Source organism: Actinomyces sp. B33 (assembly GCF_028437565.1).
Lineage (GTDB): Bacteria > Actinomycetota > Actinomycetes > Actinomycetales > Actinomycetaceae > Pauljensenia.
This window is the reverse complement of record NZ_JAMRYR010000004.1, coordinates 18,335-34,421: the sequence shown is the minus strand read 5'-3', so window position 1 is coordinate 34,421 and position 16,087 is coordinate 18,335. Positions and strand designations below refer to the sequence as shown.

The 16,087-nt window shown below is 71.2% G+C and carries 13 protein-coding genes; 4 read left to right on the top strand and 9 right to left on the bottom strand.

The features are described 5' to 3' along the window. Window positions 1-3 precede the first annotated feature (3 nt). Genes rhaS through M3T53_RS06755 form a run of 4 tightly spaced genes read right to left on the bottom strand, consistent with a single transcriptional unit; the run spans window position 4 to window position 4,677 of the window. Window positions 4-1,053 carry a rhamnose ABC transporter substrate-binding protein gene (gene rhaS, locus M3T53_RS06770; RefSeq protein ID WP_272433747.1) on the bottom strand — a complete coding sequence of 350 codons (1,050 nt, stop codon included), beginning with the start codon at window positions 1,051-1,053 and terminating at the stop codon, window positions 4-6. 38 nt (window positions 1,054-1,091) lie between these two features. Beyond that, the gene (locus tag M3T53_RS06765; RefSeq protein ID WP_272433746.1) at window positions 1,092-2,147 is read right to left on the bottom strand and encodes an ABC transporter permease; all 1,056 of its coding nucleotides are present in this window, start codon (window positions 2,145-2,147) and stop codon (window positions 1,092-1,094) included. Next, window positions 2,144-3,166, bottom strand: a complete 1,023-nt coding sequence (locus tag M3T53_RS06760; RefSeq protein ID WP_272433745.1) for an ABC transporter permease — start codon at window positions 3,164-3,166, stop codon at window positions 2,144-2,146. Before M3T53_RS06760 ends, M3T53_RS06765 begins: the two co-directional genes overlap by 4 nt. Beyond that, the gene (locus M3T53_RS06755) at window positions 3,163-4,677 is read right to left on the bottom strand and encodes a sugar ABC transporter ATP-binding protein (protein WP_272433744.1); all 1,515 of its coding nucleotides are present in this window, start codon (window positions 4,675-4,677) and stop codon (window positions 3,163-3,165) included. The genes M3T53_RS06760 and M3T53_RS06755 overlap by 4 nt, the downstream gene beginning before the upstream one ends. A gap of 230 nt (window positions 4,678-4,907) precedes the next feature. Here M3T53_RS06755 and M3T53_RS06750 point away from each other — a divergent pair, with 230 nt between their 5' ends. Continuing rightward, window positions 4,908-6,038 carry a LacI family DNA-binding transcriptional regulator gene (locus M3T53_RS06750; protein ID WP_272433743.1) on the top strand — a complete coding sequence of 377 codons (1,131 nt, stop codon included), beginning with the start codon at window positions 4,908-4,910 and terminating at the stop codon, window positions 6,036-6,038. Between the two features lie 62 nt (window positions 6,039-6,100). After that, window positions 6,101-7,294, top strand: a complete 1,194-nt coding sequence (locus M3T53_RS06745; RefSeq protein ID WP_272433742.1) for an App1 family protein — start codon at window positions 6,101-6,103, stop codon at window positions 7,292-7,294. On the opposite strand, the gene M3T53_RS06740 is transcribed toward M3T53_RS06745, so the two are convergent. Further along, on the bottom strand, window positions 7,288-7,998 hold the full coding sequence (locus tag M3T53_RS06740) for a LytR C-terminal domain-containing protein (RefSeq protein ID WP_272433740.1): 711 nt from the start codon (window positions 7,996-7,998) through the stop codon (window positions 7,288-7,290). The genes M3T53_RS06745 and M3T53_RS06740 overlap by 7 nt on opposite strands. A 154-nt stretch (window positions 7,999-8,152) precedes the next feature. Between M3T53_RS06740 and M3T53_RS06735 the strand changes: the two genes are divergently transcribed. Then, on the top strand, window positions 8,153-9,298 hold the full coding sequence (locus M3T53_RS06735) for an acyl-CoA dehydrogenase family protein (protein WP_272433738.1): 1,146 nt from the start codon (window positions 8,153-8,155) through the stop codon (window positions 9,296-9,298). A 298-nt stretch (window positions 9,299-9,596) separates the two neighbouring features. On the opposite strand, the gene M3T53_RS06730 is transcribed toward M3T53_RS06735, so the two are convergent. The 4 genes from M3T53_RS06730 to M3T53_RS06715 form a co-directional block, all read right to left on the bottom strand. Next, the gene (locus M3T53_RS06730) at window positions 9,597-11,039 is read right to left on the bottom strand and encodes a variant leucine-rich repeat-containing protein (protein WP_272433736.1); all 1,443 of its coding nucleotides are present in this window, start codon (window positions 11,037-11,039) and stop codon (window positions 9,597-9,599) included. Window positions 11,040-11,118: 79 nt separating this feature from the next. Further along, complete coding sequence (locus tag M3T53_RS06725; protein ID WP_272433735.1) at window positions 11,119-11,880, bottom strand: anaerobic ribonucleoside-triphosphate reductase activating protein; 762 nt, start codon at window positions 11,878-11,880, stop codon at window positions 11,119-11,121. Next, window positions 11,880-13,760 carry a ribonucleoside triphosphate reductase gene (locus M3T53_RS06720; protein ID WP_272433733.1) on the bottom strand — a complete coding sequence of 627 codons (1,881 nt, stop codon included), beginning with the start codon at window positions 13,758-13,760 and terminating at the stop codon, window positions 11,880-11,882. The genes M3T53_RS06725 and M3T53_RS06720 overlap by 1 nt, the downstream gene beginning before the upstream one ends. A gap of 464 nt (window positions 13,761-14,224) precedes the next feature. Continuing rightward, window positions 14,225-15,112 carry a phosphatase PAP2 family protein gene (locus tag M3T53_RS06715; RefSeq protein ID WP_272433732.1) on the bottom strand — a complete coding sequence of 296 codons (888 nt, stop codon included), beginning with the start codon at window positions 15,110-15,112 and terminating at the stop codon, window positions 14,225-14,227. Window positions 15,113-15,622: 510 nt separating this feature from the next. Here M3T53_RS06715 and M3T53_RS06710 point away from each other — a divergent pair. Further along, window positions 15,623-16,087 carry a YbjN domain-containing protein gene (locus M3T53_RS06710; RefSeq protein WP_272433731.1) on the top strand — a complete coding sequence of 155 codons (465 nt, stop codon included), beginning with the start codon at window positions 15,623-15,625 and terminating at the stop codon, window positions 16,085-16,087.

Genomic DNA, 16,087 nt, shown 5'->3' with positions numbered 1-16,087 from the left:
CGATCAGAAGTCGTAGTCGTCGATGTTGTCAGCGTTGAACCGGACCGGGTCGCCGACGACGACGATGCCGCCCTCCTCGACGGTGCGCTCGCCGAGCTCGCCGGCGGTGAAGGTGTCGCCGACCGCGCCCGTGATCTTGCCGGAGTGCAGGGCGGCGCCCGCGTAGGCGGCGACGTAGCCGAGCTGGGCCGGATCCCACAGGGCGAACTCGGTGACGGTGCCGTCCTTGACGAAGGAGCGCATCTCATTGGGCAGGCCCAGGCCGGTCAGGACGACCTTGCCCTTGTACTCCGAGGTCGACAGGTAGCGGGCGGTCGCGGCGATGCCGACGGTCGTCGGGGAGACGATGGCGTCGAGATCGGGGTGCGCCTGGAGCAGGCCCTGGGCCTCCTGGAAGGACTTGGTGTCGTCGTCGTCGCCGTAGACCTTGTCGACGATGACGATGTCCTTGTACTTGTCGTTGGAGGCGATCTCGTCCTCCATGAACGTGATCCACGCGTTCTGGTTGGTCGCGGTGGCCGTGGCCGACAGGATCGCGATGTTGCCGGCCCCGCCGATCTGCTCGGAGACCATCTCGAGCATGGTCAGGGCGACCTGCTTGGACTCGACCTGGTTGATGAACAGGTCGCGGCAGTCGGCGGCCGCATCGGAGTCGAAGGTGACGACGTGCGAGCCGGCGTCTCGGGCGTCCTTGAGCGCCGGGCACACGGCGTCGGGGTCGTTGGCGGCGATGACGATGACGTTCGTGCCGGCCTGGACCTCGGCGTTGATGAAGGACACCTGCGAGGACGAGGACGCTTCGAGCGGGCCGACGATCTGGTTGTCGGCGAAGCCGATCTCCTCGGCGCCCTTGGTGCCGCCGCCGAGCATGACGTCGGAGAACGGGTTGTTGAGCTGCTTGGGGATGAAGGTGATCGTCGCGTCGGAGACGTCGGCGGCGGCGGGCGCAGCGCCCGAGGCGGACGAGTCGGTGGCGGCGGTGTCCGAGCCGCCCGAGCAGGCGGCCAGGGACATCGAGGACATGAGGAGGACCGCGCCGACGGCGGCAGTCATCGGACGAGCGAGTCGAGACATCTTCGTCTTTCCTTTCATCAGGCGCCGACGGCGCCGGGGGTGGGTGCGGATGCCGGTTCGACCGGGTTCGGGTGCCGTCCCGAACGCCATTCCTTCCAGGCGGCGGCCACCGACGGGGCCACGACCGAGCCGATGAGGAGCAGGCCCGTGATCATCACGAGGACGACCTCGGGGATGCGGTTGAGGCGCAGCGCGTAGTTGAGGACCCCGACGATCAGGACGCCGAAGAGGGATCCCCAGATCGAGCCCTTGCCTCCGAAGACCGAGACGCCGCCGAAGACGATGGCCGCGATGACGGTCAGTTCGAGGCCCTCGACGTTGTCGGACTTGGCGGCCGAGTAGCGCAGCGTGTAGAAGACGCCGGCGACCGCCGCCATGACGCCCGACAGGACGAGCGCGCACATGCGGGACTTGCGCGTGTCGATGCCGACGAAGCGCGCGGCCTCCTGGGAGTGCCCGAGGGCGTACAGGCCCCGGCCGTACGGGGTCTTGTGCAAGAGCACCCAGAAGGCGAGGACGAAGACGGCCAGGGGGACGACGACGTACGGGATCCCCGTGGAGCCGAAGGACCCGGTGGCGAAGGAGGTCGCCCACTCGGGGAAGGCGGAGATCGACTGATCGCCGATGATGACGAGGGCGAGGCCCCGGTACAGCGCCAGGGTGCCGATCGTCACGGCCAGCGCGGGGATCCCGACGAACGCCGTGAGGACGCCGTTGAAGGCGCCGCACAGCAGGCCGACGAAGAGGCACACGAGGAGGGTCGCCCAGAAGCCGATCCCGTGCTGGATCATCACGCCCATGACGGCGGAGACGAGTCCGGCCGTCGACGCGACGGACAGGTCGATGTCGGCGTTAACCATGACCAGCGTCATCGGCAGCGCCATGAGCAGCGTCGTCGTGATGTCGAGGGTTAGGTAGGTCAGCGTGCGGGGCTGGCCGAAGCGGGGGACGAAGATCAGGGCGAGGACGATCGCGGTGATGAGGATCATCGCCATCTTCGTGTCGCGCGCCGCCCAGATGCGCCGCATCAGGTCGGATCCGGCCGATCGGGCCGTCTTCTCAAGGGTGCTCATGCTGCTGCCCTTCCCTTCTTGCGAAGCGCGTCCTGGCGGCGGATCGTCGAGACCCGGTCGATGAGGATGGCGACGATGATGAGCATGCCGACGACGGCGCGCTGCCAGAACTTGTCGACTCCGACGGCCGTCAGGGCCGAGGTGATGGTGTTGAGGAGGAGGGCGCCGATGGCCGCCCCGTAGGCGATGCCGACGCCGCCGGTCATCGCGACCCCGCCGACGACGCAGGCGGCGACGATGTCGAGCTCCATGCCGGTGCCGGTGGTGGCCCCCACGGAGTTGAAGCGGGAGGCGTACAGGACTCCGCCCAGGCCGACGAGGGCGCCGTTGGCGACGAAAGCCCCGAAGACGCGGCGCGCGACGGGGATGCCGTAGACGGCGGCGGCTTCGCGGTCCGAGCCGATCGCGTACAGGTCGCGGCCGGAGCGCGCGTAGTGCTGGTAGAGGGAGACGAGGACGATGACGACGATCGCGAGGATCGTCAGGACGGGGAACCCGAGGGCGGTGGCGACGCCGAGGTCCCCGAAGGACTGGGGGCGGTCCCCGGCGAAGTACTGGGTGGATCCGGCCCACCAGTTGAGGCCGCCCCGGAAGACGTACATGGTGCCGAGGGTGATGACCATCGCGGGGACTCTCGCCCGGGTGACGAGCAGGCCGTTGACGGCTCCCAGGACAGCCCCCAGGAGGGTGCCGGCGATGAAGACGACGACGATGGGGATGCCGGGGACTGTGGCGAAGAGGACGCCGGTGAAGAACGCGGAGCACCCGAGGATCGATCCGATCGACAGGTCGACGCCTTCGGTGGAGATGATGAGGGACTGGCCTGCGGCCATGAGCATGGCGATCGTCGCGTTGAGGAAGAGGTCCTTGACGCCCTGGGGGGTGAGGAATCTCGGGTTGAGCGCCCAGGTGATGATGACGAGGGCGATGAGGGCGATGATCACCGGCATCTCGCGCATGGAGAAGATGCGGCCGAGGAGGGAGCCGCGCGCAGCGGGCGTTGCGGGGGTGGTGTTCACGATGCCGCCTTCGCATGGTCGGTGGCCGCAGTCATGACGTTCTCGGCGGTGGCCTCGTCCCGGGTGAGCTCGGCGGTGACGACGCCCTCGCACATGACGAGGACGCGGTCGGACATCCCGAGGATCTCGGGGAGCTCGGAGGAGATCATGATGATGGCCACGCCGGACTGGGCGAGTGTGGACAGGAGCCGGTGGACTTCGGATTTCGTGCCGACGTCGATGCCCCGGGTGGGCTCGTCGACGATGAGGATCCGCGGGTTGGTCGCGAGCCACTTGGCGAGGACGACCTTCTGCTGGTTGCCGCCGGACAGGGAGGAGACGGGCTCGTACTGGCTGGCGGTCTTGACCTCGAGGCGCTCGGACCATTCGGCCGCGGCCTGGGCCTCCTTGCGGGAGTCGATGATACCGAAGCGGGCGAGCCGCGAGCGCAGGGTGAGGGCGGTGTTGCGCAGGACGGAGATGTCCATGACGAGGCCCTGCTTGCGCCTGTCCTCGGGGACGAAGCCGAGCCCGGCGCGGATCGCGGCGGTGGTGTCGCCGGGGCGCAGCTTTTTGCCGAACACCTCGATCGAGCCGGAGTCGATGCGGTCGACGCCCATGATCGCTCGGGCGACCTCGGACCTGCCGGCGCCGACGAGGCCCGCCAGGCCGAGGATCTCGCCGGAGCGGACCTCGAAGGAGACGTCGCGGAAGACGCCGGTGCGGGTCAGTCCGTCGACGGAGAGGACGACGTCGCCGATCTCGGCGTCGAGCTTGGGGAAGAGCTGGTCGACGCTGCGCCCGACCATGTCGCGGACGAGTTCGGGCTCACTGGTCTCGGCGATCATCCGGGTGGAGACGTAGCGACCGTCGCGCATGATCGTCACCCGGTCGCACAGGCCGAAGATCTCCTCCATGCGGTGGGAGATGAACATGAGGGCGGCGCCCTGGTCGCGCAGGCCGCGGGCGATGCTGAAGAGGCGCTCGACCTCGTGACCGGACAGGGCGGCGGTCGGCTCGTCCATGATGAGGACCTTGGCGTCCAGGGAGATCGCCTTGGCGATCTCGAGGATCTGCTGATCGGCGATGGACAGGCCCTCTGCCGGGCGGGAGGGGTCGATGTCGACTTCGAGCCGGGCGAAGAGCTCGGCGGCGTCGGCGCGCATCTGGGCGTGGTCGATCATGCCCAGTCCCCGGGTCGGCTGGCGTCCGATGTAGATGTTCTCGGCGACGCTCAGGTCGGGGAAGAGGGTGGGCTCCTGGTAGATCACCGAGATCCCCGCGGCTTTGGATTCGGCCGGGGTCTTGAAGGAGACGGGGGTCCCGTCGACGAGGAACTCGCCGGCGTTGGGCTGGTGGATCCCGGCGAGGACCTTGACGAGGGTCGATTTGCCGGCCCCGTTCTCTCCGGCGAGGGCGTGGATCTCACCGGGGTAGAGCTCGATGCACCCGTCCCCCATGGCGACGAAGTTCCCGAACTTCTTGACTGCGTGCCGAAGGGAGACGACGGGCTGAGCTTCTTCGCGCGTCACGCGATCACCTCCACATCGAGGTTGAAACGATTCAGTGTTGCTGAGTTTGACACGCAATTCGCCGCATGTCAACAAGAGAGCGCAACCGACACTATTCCGTGACCAAGCCGAAATGAATCGTTTTTATCCGGATCTGGCACCCGCGTGGATCAGTGATCCGATCCACTCGTCCCCCCGCGGAGCCAGTGCGAGAATAAGGCCATCAACACCGACGAACGAAGGGCACCGCCGTGGCTTCATCCGGACAGACCTCCCCCCGAGGCCGCACGGGACGCTCACGCCAGACCTCCCCCGCGACAACCACCGCCCCCCCGATCAAGCCCCCCGGCGTCAAGGACGTCGCCGCCCTCGCGGGAGTCAGCGTCGGCTCCGTCTCCAACGTCATCAACCGTCGCGGCAGCGTCCGCGACGACGTGCGCGCCCGCGTCGAGCGCGCCATCGCCCAACTCGGCTACGTCCCCAACCCCACCGCCCAGGCCCTGCGCCGAGGCGTCTCCCCCCTCGTCGGAGTCGCCGTCTTCGACCTGACCAACCCCTTCTTCATGGAGGCCGCCGCCGGCATGGAACAGCGCCTGCGCGACAACGGCTGCGTGATGTCCCTCGCCTCGACCCACGCCGACCCCGACGACGAGGCCACGCTCCTGCGCGCCCTCGCCGGCCAGGCCGTTCGCGGCATCCTCCTGACACCCGCCGACACGCGCCTGGACGTCGCCCACGAACTCGTCGACCGCGGCATCCCCATCGTCCTCTTCGACTGCCCCGACACCCCCGACGACATGTCGAGCGTCAGCATCGACGACCGGGCCGGCGCCGCCCTGGCCATCGAGCACCTCCTCGACCTCGGCCACCGCCGCATCCTCTTCCTCAACGGGCCCTCCTCCGTCCGCCAGGCCCGCCAGCGCCTCCTCGGCGTCCAGGACGCGATCAGCGGATGGCGGGCGGACCCCGACGACCCCATCGACCTCGACGTCGCCGAGGTCGCCGACTTCACCGCCCAAGCCGGCCGCGACTACATGCGCGCCGCCCTCGACGCCGACGGATCCGGCCCCGGCTCCCTGCCCGACGGATTCCCCACCGCGATCTTCTGCGCCAACGACCTCATCGCCTTCGGCGTCGTCGGCCACCTGCGCGAGCGCGCCGTCGAGATCCCCCGGCAGATCTCCGTCGTCGGCTTCGACGACATCTCGATCGCCGCCGACATGTCCGTTCCCCTGACCACCGTCTGCCAGCCCATGAGGGAGCTCGGCGTCGAGGCCGTCGACCTCCTCCTGCGCGCCACGGATCCCGACGCCCCCGTCGAGCACCGCACGTTCAACCCCCACCTCGTCGTTCGCGACTCCTCCGCCCCTCCCGCCCCCTGACGCGCATCCCGCGCCCCCACCGACCGGCGCTCCGCGTCCGCCCGGTGCGGGACAATACGACTATGAGCCTCCGCCGATTCCTGCGCACCGCCGTCGCCCCAGAGCCCGTCTTCGACGACGAGACCCCCTCGGTCCTCCTGACGGCCGCCGCCGCCACCGGCGAGGCCGGCTCCTCCATCGTCGCCCGGCTCCTCGAGGACTGGGGCTTCCACGCGGGCCTCGTCGGCTTCGGCGGACACGGGACCACCCGACGCGTGCGGATCCTCGGCCGCGTCATCATGGAGCGCACCTCCGACCAGCGCCTGTGGCTGCGCGAGCGCCGCGGCTGGCGCCAGTTCTTCGACGCGCAAGTCCCCCGCCAGCCCGTCCTCGTCACCGTCGGCGCCCGACGCCGCATCGCCTTCTCCGACCGCAGCGGCTACATCGACATCTCCGTCACCGGCCACGGCCTCCCCGCCGGATGGCACACCGCCCGGATCCAGGTCCTCCACGAGGGCGACGTGCGCGCCATGGGCCTCGTCGAGGGCGACTCCCTGAGCCGCGGCACCGCCCTCGTCGGCCGCTCCCCCGCCGGATCGGGACGCGTCCGCGCCGGCGCCCCCGTCTCCATCAGAGTCCGCGTCATCGGCGAGGAGGAGTCCATCGGCGTCGTCTCCGACATCGACGACACCGTGATGGTGACGATGCTCCCCCGCCTGCTCGTCGCCGCCAAGAACTCCTTCGTCGACCGCGTCTCCTCCCGCGAGGCCGTCCCCGGGATGGCGCGATTCCTCACTCGCCTCGTCGACGAGGCCGGCACCGGCGGCGCATCCGCGCCCCTCCTCTACCTATCCACCGGCGCATGGAACGTCGTCCCGACGGTTCGCGACTTCCTCGAGCGCTGCGGATACCCCCTCGGCGGATTCCTCATGACCGACTTCGGCCCGTCCAACACCGGGTGGTTCCGCTCCGGCGTCGAGCACAAGAGGCGCGAACTGCGCCGACTGGCCCGCACCGTCCCCCACGTCAGGTGGATCCTCGTCGGAGACGACGGGCAGCACGACCCGGAAATCTACGCCGAGTTCGCCCGCGAGTTCCCCGACCGCGTCGCCGGGATCGCCATCCGATCCCTATCGGAGATCGAGCAGCTCATGGCCCACGGCAGCTTCGACGCCCTCGTGCCCGACGCCCTGCGCTCGGTGCCCGACACCATCCCGGTGTGGTACGGCCCCGACGGGCACGCGCTCCTGGGCGCTGTGCGGAACCGGCGTCACTGAGCGGATTCGGCCCCGGACCCGTCGGCCTCCGACCCCTCGGCTCCCGACTGGCCCTCGCCCCCCGATTCGGCCGACTCGGGCCCGCTCGTCCCGGCCTCGCCCGATCCGGGGCCCTCCGGATCCAGAGCCAAGCAGGACTCCGAGCCCTTGAGGGGGGCCGTCGACGCCATGACGGTCTGGATCCTGTCCGCGTCGAGCGCCCCGTCGTAGAAGGTGCCGAGCAGGACCGTCACCGTCTCATCCGTCGACTCCGTGAGGACGACCTTCGCGCCGGGGAAGAACCGGGCCACCGTGTACGCCTGATCGACGGCGTTCGGGCCGGCGTCGATCTCAACCGTGCCCGGGTACTCCCCCATCGAATTGCCCGCTTCGAGCGGGGCGTAGCCGGCGGCCGTCAGCATCTGCGTCGCCGCCGAGGCGATGCCCTGGCGCGACGTCGTGTTGAGCACCTGGACGGTCACCGTCGACGGATCCACCGGGCGGGCGTCCGTCGACGGGCACGGGGTATCCCCGGCCTGCGCGTAGCGGACCTCCTCGGAGAACTCCCCTCCGGGGATCGGCAGGATCCCCGTGAGGACCAGCAGGCCGACGAGGCTCAGTCCCGCCATGGCCAGCCCGGTCACGGCGAACGTCAGGTTCTGCTTGCGCTGGCGCTCCCTGAGGAAGCGCTGGCGCGGACTGGGCGGGGCGGTCTGCTGGCTCACGGGTCCAACCTACTCGACGCCGCCCGGGCCCCGCACCGGCCTCGCCGTTCGAGGTGGAAGCCCTCACACACGCGGGCCCTGCCCGTCCAGCGGGTGACCGGCGACGCGACCGCCGGTAGCGTGAACCCACGACCGACCCCCGAAAGGACCGATGATGGCCTTCCTCAGCGACGACCTCCTCGCCCGCATCCACGACCGCGCCGCCGCCCACGACGCGGACAACACCTTCCCCGCCGACGACCTCGCCGACCTGCGCGACGCCGGATACCTCCGCGCCTTCGTCCCCGTCGAATACGGCGGGGCGGGGCTCGGCCTCGAGGAGATCGCCGCCGAGCAGACCCGCCTGGCCAAGGCCGCGCCCGGGACCGCGCTGGGCATCAACATGCACCAGATCATCGTCGGCCTGGGCCGCCACCTCGTCCGCAACGGCAACTCCCGCGGCGAGATCATCCTGCGCGACGCCGCCGCCGGCGAGCTCTACGGCTTCGGCATCTCCGAGCCGGGCAACGACCTCGTCCTCTTCGGGTCGATCACCGAGGCCGCCCCCGACGGAGAGGGCGGCTACCGCTTCACCGGGACGAAGATCTTCACGTCGTTGGCCCCCGTGTGGACCCGCCTGCTGACCTTCGGCCGCGACGACTCCGGCGAGGACGGCCCCCACTCGGTGTTCGCGATCCTCGACCGCCGCGACGGAGGATTCACCGTCGCCGACGACTGGGACACCCTCGGGATGCGCGCCACCCAGTCGAACACGACCCGTCTGGAGGGGGCCCGCGCCCCCGAGTCGCGGATCCTCACCCGCTGCGAGCCCGGGCCGTCGAAGGACCCCGTGGTCTTCGGGATCTTCTCCCACTTCGAGATCCTCCTGGCCGCCACCTACCTGGGCGTCGGCGAGCGCGCCGTCGAGGTGGCCGCCGAGCACGTGAGGACCCGTCGCTCCGTCAAGAACCAGACGGTGTACGCCAACGACCCCGACATCCGGTGGCGCATCGCCGAGGCGGCCCTGGCGGTCAACGCCGTGGGCCCGCAGATCCGCGAGCTCGCGCGCGACGTCGAGGCCGGCGTCGACCGCGGGCCGATCTGGATGCCGCAGCTGTCGGCCGCCAAGAACGCGGCGTCCGAGGCGACGCTGCGGGCCGTCGAGCAGTCGATCCGGGCGTGCGGGGGCGCCTCGTACTATTCGCGCCACGAGCTCTCGCGCCTGTACCGCGATGCCCTGGCCGGACTGTTCCAGCCCTCCGACCAGGAATCGCTGCACGCCGCCTGGGCGAACGCGATCCTCGGGCCGATCGAGAAGTAGCCGCGCGGGCCGGGCGGATCCTCCGGGCACCACTGCCGACCGGGAGGGGGGCGGCCCGGCCAGTCGCGGTCCTTCCTCGACCGGGTGTGGAGGTTGTCGAGGGACGACCCGGTCGGCCTCGTCGAGCGGCGCGGGACAGGACTCGCCCCCCCGGATCCCCGGCGGCCCCGCGCCCTCGCGGATCGGAGTCCGCCGCGTTGCGAGTCGCACGCGAGGCACGCGGATCAGGACGGGTCCGCTCGGCGCGGCGCCCATCCCGGGGCTCCCATCGGCACGGCGCCCGCCGCGCCGACACGGGTCACTGCCAGGAGTACTCCATCGGCGCGATCTCGCCCTCGTTCGAGGTCATCCACCCGCCGCGCGCCAGGGCGAAGGCCGCGCCCGTCCTGATGTTCCAGCAGGAGAAGCCGTCCTGGGTCGAACCGCACGCGTAATCCCCGTGGACGGCGTGCTGCCCGTACTCCAGGGTCGGCCCCGTGACCTCCGGGACCGACGACCGGCAGCTCTTGCCCGTCGAGGAGCGGGTGACGGTCAGGGTGCCGTACTCCCCGTCCCCGCACTGCCCGTAGGGCGCCCCCCATTCGGAGCTCGCGATCGCGCAGGTGACGCCCTCGTCCGCGAGGATGCAGGCGATGTTGCCGGAGGGCGCGATGAACCCGCTGATCTCCTGGGCGCCCGACGGCGCGGGGTGCCTGATCGGTCCATTGGCCGACTGCGCTCGGTCGGACTGGGCCTCGGCCCCCTCCCCGCCGCGGTCCGGGGCGGGGGCGCGGCCGTCTGCGGAGGAGGACTGCTCCGGATCCTCGGCCTGCGACGACTGGGCGGAGGCCCCAGCGGGTTCCGGAGCGGACCGCGTACCGAAGCCGTCGGTCACGATGTAGGCGATGGCGGCGACGAGCAGCACGAGGGCGACGACAAGGGCGACGACGAGGGCCGTGAGCCCGCCCGTTCCCCTCGTCGAGGCGGGGGCGGGGGTCGCGATCGGGCCGCCGGGCCCGTTCGTCGCGGGGGACGACGACTGGGCGGCGGGCGCCTGCCGCCATACGGGAGCCTGCGGCGCGGCCGCCGTCGAATAGGCGGTCGGAGGGGCCGTGACCTGGCCGAGGGGAGACCAGCCGGGCGCGGCCCCGGGGAAGATCGAGGTGCGCTCGACGGATCCCGTCGGCGAGGGCGCCGGGACGATCGGCGCGTGCGCGGCGGGCAGAACGGTCGTCGAATCGATCGGTTCAGCCCCCTGATCGGGTTCCGGCTCCCCCCGGTCGTCCGCCTCCTCGTGGGGGTCGTCGATCGGATCCGGGTTCTCCACGATCGTCGCACTCGCGTCGGCGCCCGCGGGTGGCCCGTCCGGCGCCGCGGAGGGCTCATCGACGAGGGGGGCCGCGTCGTTCCCGCCCTCGTCCCCGTCCTCGGTCCCGTCGGATCCGGGCGAGCCCTCCCCGGCTGCGGCGCCTGGGGACGGCTCTTCCACGACGACGCCGGCCGGCTCCTCCTCGGCGGCCTCGTCACGGCTACGGGCGGTCGCGAGGGCGTCGGCCTCGCGGCGGGCGGCGACCGCGGCCGACACCCGGGCATCCCCGAGCGCGTCGAGCCAGTCGAGCAGGCCCGCGTATGCTCGCGGATGGGCGGCGACCTCGGCCCTCAACTCCGGGTGCCCGTAGGCGATCAGGCGGAGCACGGTCGGCCGGGTCGTCGGATCGGCGACGGCTCCCGCCGGGTCGTCGATGTTCAGGTCGTCGACCATCGTCCCTCCTGGGTATCGGATCCACCGGGCCGCATCCCACTGTAACGGGCGCCGCCGCGCCCCGAGAGGTCGCGCCGCCTCAGTCCGCCGGTCGGAACTCGAACCTGTCGAACCCCAGGGCCTCGATGTCCGCGGCGAGCGCCCTCACCTGATCGTCCCAGCCGTTGGCGCGCGAACGGAAGCCGTCGGGGGTGCCGATGTCGCGGGCCTGCTGGAGGGCGAACGCCCGAGCCCCGCCCTCGCGCACCCGTCGGGCGACCTCCAGCCCGTCCGCCGGACCATCCGGGTAGACCGTCAGCCGGACCTCGTGGTCGACCTCCGGATGGGACAGGACGGCGGCCAGCGACTCCCAGGCGCGCGCCCCCGCGCCCGGCCGGCCGGCGACCGCCTCGTACTCGTCGGGGGTCGCCTTGACGTCGATCCCCACCCAGTCGACGAGGCCCTCGTCGAGGAGGGCCGCCACCCTGCCCGGGTAGGGGCCGGCGGTGTGCAGGCCGACGCCGAAGCCGAGCTCGCGCACGCGCCGCATCCCCGCGGCCAGGGCGATCTGCCGGGTCGCCTCGCCGCCGGAGAAGACGACGCCGTCGAGGAGCCCGCGCCTGCGCGCGAGCAGATCCTCCAGGGCGGACCAGGAGACGACGCCGGGGATCCTCGGGTCGATGATCGCGCTGTTCTGGCAGTACGGGCACAGCCACGGGCACCCCTGGAAGAACAGGGACGCGGCGAATCGGCCGGGCCAGTCGACGGTCGACAGGGGGACGAGGCCGGCGATCTGCAGGTCCTCGGGGGTGAGGACCCGCTCGCGGCCGGCTCCGCCCCGCCCCCCCGCCTCCCGGGGCATCAGCGCTGGGCGACGGGCGGGAAGGCGCTGACGAGTTCCCCGTGGCCGTCGGCCGCGGCCTCGGAGAACATCTGGCGCTCGGCGTACTCGCCCTTCTTGCCGATGTTGAAGGACTGGACGGGCCGGAAGTAGCCCATGACGCGCGTCCAGACCTCGCACGCCTGCGGCTCGCGGTCCGGGTGGGCCTCGGCGCACGCGTCGCAGGTGAAGTGCTCGCCGGCCAGGTAGCCGTGGACGGGGCACACGGAGAAGGTCGGGGTGATGGTGATGTAGGGGACCTTGAAGGCGGTCAGGGAGCGGCGGACCATCTCCTTGCAGGCGGCGCCCGAGCTCATCCGCTCGCCCATGTAGAGGTGGAGGACGGTGCCGCCGGTGTACTTGCCCTGGAGGACCTCCTGGTCCTCGAGCGCCTGGAAGGGGTCGTCGGTGTAGGACACGGGCAGTTGCGAGGAGTTCGTGTAGTAGGGGTTGTCGGGGGTGCCGGCCTGGATGATGCCGGGGAAGCGGCGGCGGTCCTCCTTGGCGAAGCGGTAGGTCGTGCCCTCGGCGGGTGTGGCTTCGAGGTTGTAGAGGTGGCCGGTGGCCTCCTGGAGCTCGACCATGCGGTCGCGCACGTGGTCGAGGAGGCGCACGCACATGTCGAAGCCGCGCGGGTCGGTGAGGTCGTACTCGTCGCCGGAGAAGTTGCGGACCATCTCGTTCATGCCGTTGACGCCGATGGTGGAGAAGTGGTTGTCGAGGCTGCCGAGGTAGCGCTTGGAGTAGGGGAAGAGCCCGTGGTCCATGTGGAACTGGATCGTTCGGCGCTTGAGTTCGAGGGACTGGGAGGCCAGGTCGATGAGCTCGTCGAGGCGGGCGACGAGGCCGGCCTCGTCGCCGCGGTGGAGGTGGCCGAGCCGGGCCATGTTGACGGTGACGACGCCGATGGACCCGGTGAGCTCGGCGGAGCCGAAGAGGCCGTTGCCGCGCTTGAGGAGCTCGCGCAGGTCGAGCTGGAGGCGGCAGCACATCGAGCGGATCATGTGCGGGTCGAGGTCGGAGTTGATGAAGTTCTGGAAGTAGGGCAGGCCGTACTTGGCGGTCATCTCGAAGAGGCGGTCCGTGTTGGGGGCGTCCCAGTCGAAGTCGGGGGTGATGTTGTAGGTGGGGATCGGGAAGGTGAAGACGCGCCCGTCGGCGTCGCCCCCGGTCATCACCTCGATGAAGGCCCGGTTGACGAGGTCCATCTCCTCCTGGAGGTCCCCGTAGGTGAAGTCGCAGACCTCGTCGGCGATGAGGGGGTGCTCGTCGCGCAGGTCGTCGGGGCACGTCCAGTCGAAGGTCAGGTTGGTGAAGGGGCACTGGGAGCCCCAGCGGCTGGGGACGTTGAGGTTGTAGATCAGCTCCTGCATGCACTGGACGATCTGCTCGTAGGGCATGTTGTCGAGGCGGACGAAGGGCGCCATGTACGTGTCGAAGGAGGAGAAGGCCTGGGCGCCGGCCCATTCGTTCTGGAGGGTGCCGAGGAAGTTGACGATCTGGCCGCAGGCGGAGGAGAAGTGGGCGGGCGGGGCGGAGGCGATCGCGCCGGGGACGCCGTTGAACCCCTCTTGGATCAGGCGTTTGAGGGACCAGCCGGCGCAGTAGCCGGCGAACATGTCGAGGTCGTGGATGTGGTAGTCGCCGTCGCGGTGGGCGGCGCCGATCTCGGGGGTGTAGATCTGCTCGAGCCAGTAGTTCGCGGTGACCTTGCCCGCGGAGTTGAGGATCATGCCGCCCAGCGAGTACCCCTGGTTGGCGTTGGCGTTGACGCGCCAGTCGGACCGGTCGAGGTATTCCTCGACGGTGCCGATCGCGTCGACGTCGTAGCGGGGGGTGGGGGTCTGAGCGTGCTGCGCCATGGTGCACCTTCGTCGTGGTCGTGCTGTGCCGGTGTGGGTCCGATGGGCCCGTCGTCGCGTCTTCTCGGGCGCGGCGCGGGCGGTCGCCGGTGTTTCGGGGCTTTCCGTCGGGCATTCGCCGAACCACTACGTCTAGTGCTCCGAACGAACGAGGAACACAATATCTAGTGCCGGCGCGTGAGCGCGCCTTCGACACGCCGGACTCGCCGCGAGCGCCCCGGCCGCGCGCGGGCACTACTCGTCTTTCACCGACGAACCAGGGACCCAAGTCCCACTGAACAGATCCCCGGCGAGGAAGACCGAACTCCCACCCGCCTCGTCGGCGCGACGCGCGACCCCTCCGCACGTCACGAGACGGCGGGCCGCCGACGTCGACTTCCCCGGCTCTCAGCCGCGGACGCGAGCCCACCGGCCCCGCGCGAACGCCCCGCGCGTCTCGGCCGGCCGGCGGCGGATCCCGGGCCTCACTCGGAGCACAGGCCATCGACCTCGTGGACGACGAACCCGACGACCGCGACGACCCACAACGCGCCCGCAGCCGACAAGAGCCTCCCACGCCACGCCTGGCCGGCGAGGAAATCGGCGAACCCGTACCCGGAGACCCCGGGGGCCGCCGCCTCCGACAGGTCGACGCCGACGAGGCACGCGGCCGACACGACGAGGGCCAGGAGCCCGCAGGCGACGACGATGACGAGCCTCGCCCGGTGCAGCGCCGCCGAATGCCGCGGCCTCCTCTCGATAGGAGTCAGCGCCAGCGCCCACGCCCCGGCGACGAGGGCCGCCACCAGGACGTCGGAGAGCCGGTGCCACGCCGACATCATCACGCTCATCCCCATGAGGGACGCCCACGCCCACCCCGCCCACGCGGCCGGGCCGCGCAGCCATTCGGGCGCGATGACGACCAGGGCCAGGCTGATCGTCACGGCGACGCACACGTGACCCGACGGCAGGGAGTTGCCCGCGCCGGTCGTCACCCCCAGGTCGGGACGGTCGAGGAGGGCCTTGAGCGCCTGAGTCGTCGCATTCGCGCCGACGACCATCCCCAGGGCGCGCCCCGCCAGAGTCGGCCTGCGCCGCAGCAGCGCAATGAGACCCACCCCCGCGCCGACGACCGCGATCGCGGGGACGGAGACGACCGACGTTAAGAGCTCCCCCGCGCCGCCCAGGCGCGACGCCCACAGCATCATCGACTCCATGACGACCGTGTCCGCCCCCTGCCCCCAGCGGGTCGACAGCGCGAGGACCGTCAGGGCCGCGCCGGCGACGACGCAGGCCAGAGCCCCGAGGAGCCGGCGAACCAGGCGCCGCCGGTACCACCCGCGGTCGACCGGACCCGCGCCGCCCCGCGGCACGGCTCCCCCTCGGGGCGAGGCCCCCCGCGATCGCGCCGACGACGGGCCGGCGCCCTCGTCGGCCCGCGCGCGGCGCGTCGAACCGGACCGCGCCTCGGAAAGGGGACCGGTGGAGGAGACCCCGTGCCCGGGGATCGCAACGGGTCCGGGCCCGACGGGATCCATCGGCTCCGTCGCGTCATCGTTCCTCGACACCTCTGGCCCTCCTCGTCGGCTGTTCGCGTGCGCGCCCCACTGTAGCCGCGGACTCCCCGCACGGGACGAGGACCCCCGGGGCACGAGCCGCTCGACCGCCACCGCCGCCCCCTCCCAGCGGATCGGAGCCGCCCGCGAGCCCCCCACGAGGCGAGCCGCCCCGACCCCCGCGATATCCGGACGCGCGCGACGCGCGGCACCGCCCGCCTCCGAGCCCCCGCGCGGGACCCGGGAGCCTGCCCGCGACCCGGAACGCGCGCTCGGATACACTCGCAGAACCTCATCGGCACACCCGTTCCAGCGTCAGGAGGCATCGTGTCCGCAGCAACGCCCATCAGCACCGAGCGGATCCGCCGCCTCCTGTCCGGTCGCGACGTCCACTTCGGCGAATACTCCGACTCCGAGCTCGCCTGCCCGGCCCGCAACGCCGTCTACTTCTGGAACGCCTCCAACCCCCAGATCCTCCAGCTGCGCGCGCAATGGCGCGGCATCGCCGAGGACGACGCCCAGTTCACCGCCCTCGCCGACGAGGTCAGCCGCTGCAACGCGACGCGCACCGGCCCCAAGTCCTACCTCGCGCCCTTCGAGGACGGCACCCGCTACGGCCTCGTCGCCGAATGCAACGTCGTCGCCACCTCCGGACTGACGCAAGCCCAACTCACCACGTTCTTCGAAACCTCGATGTCGATGATCATGGGGTTCTTCGCCGACCTCGAAACCTGCCTGCCCGACTTCGTCACCTGGGAGGGCGACGCGGACACCGACCCCCAGGAGCGCTGA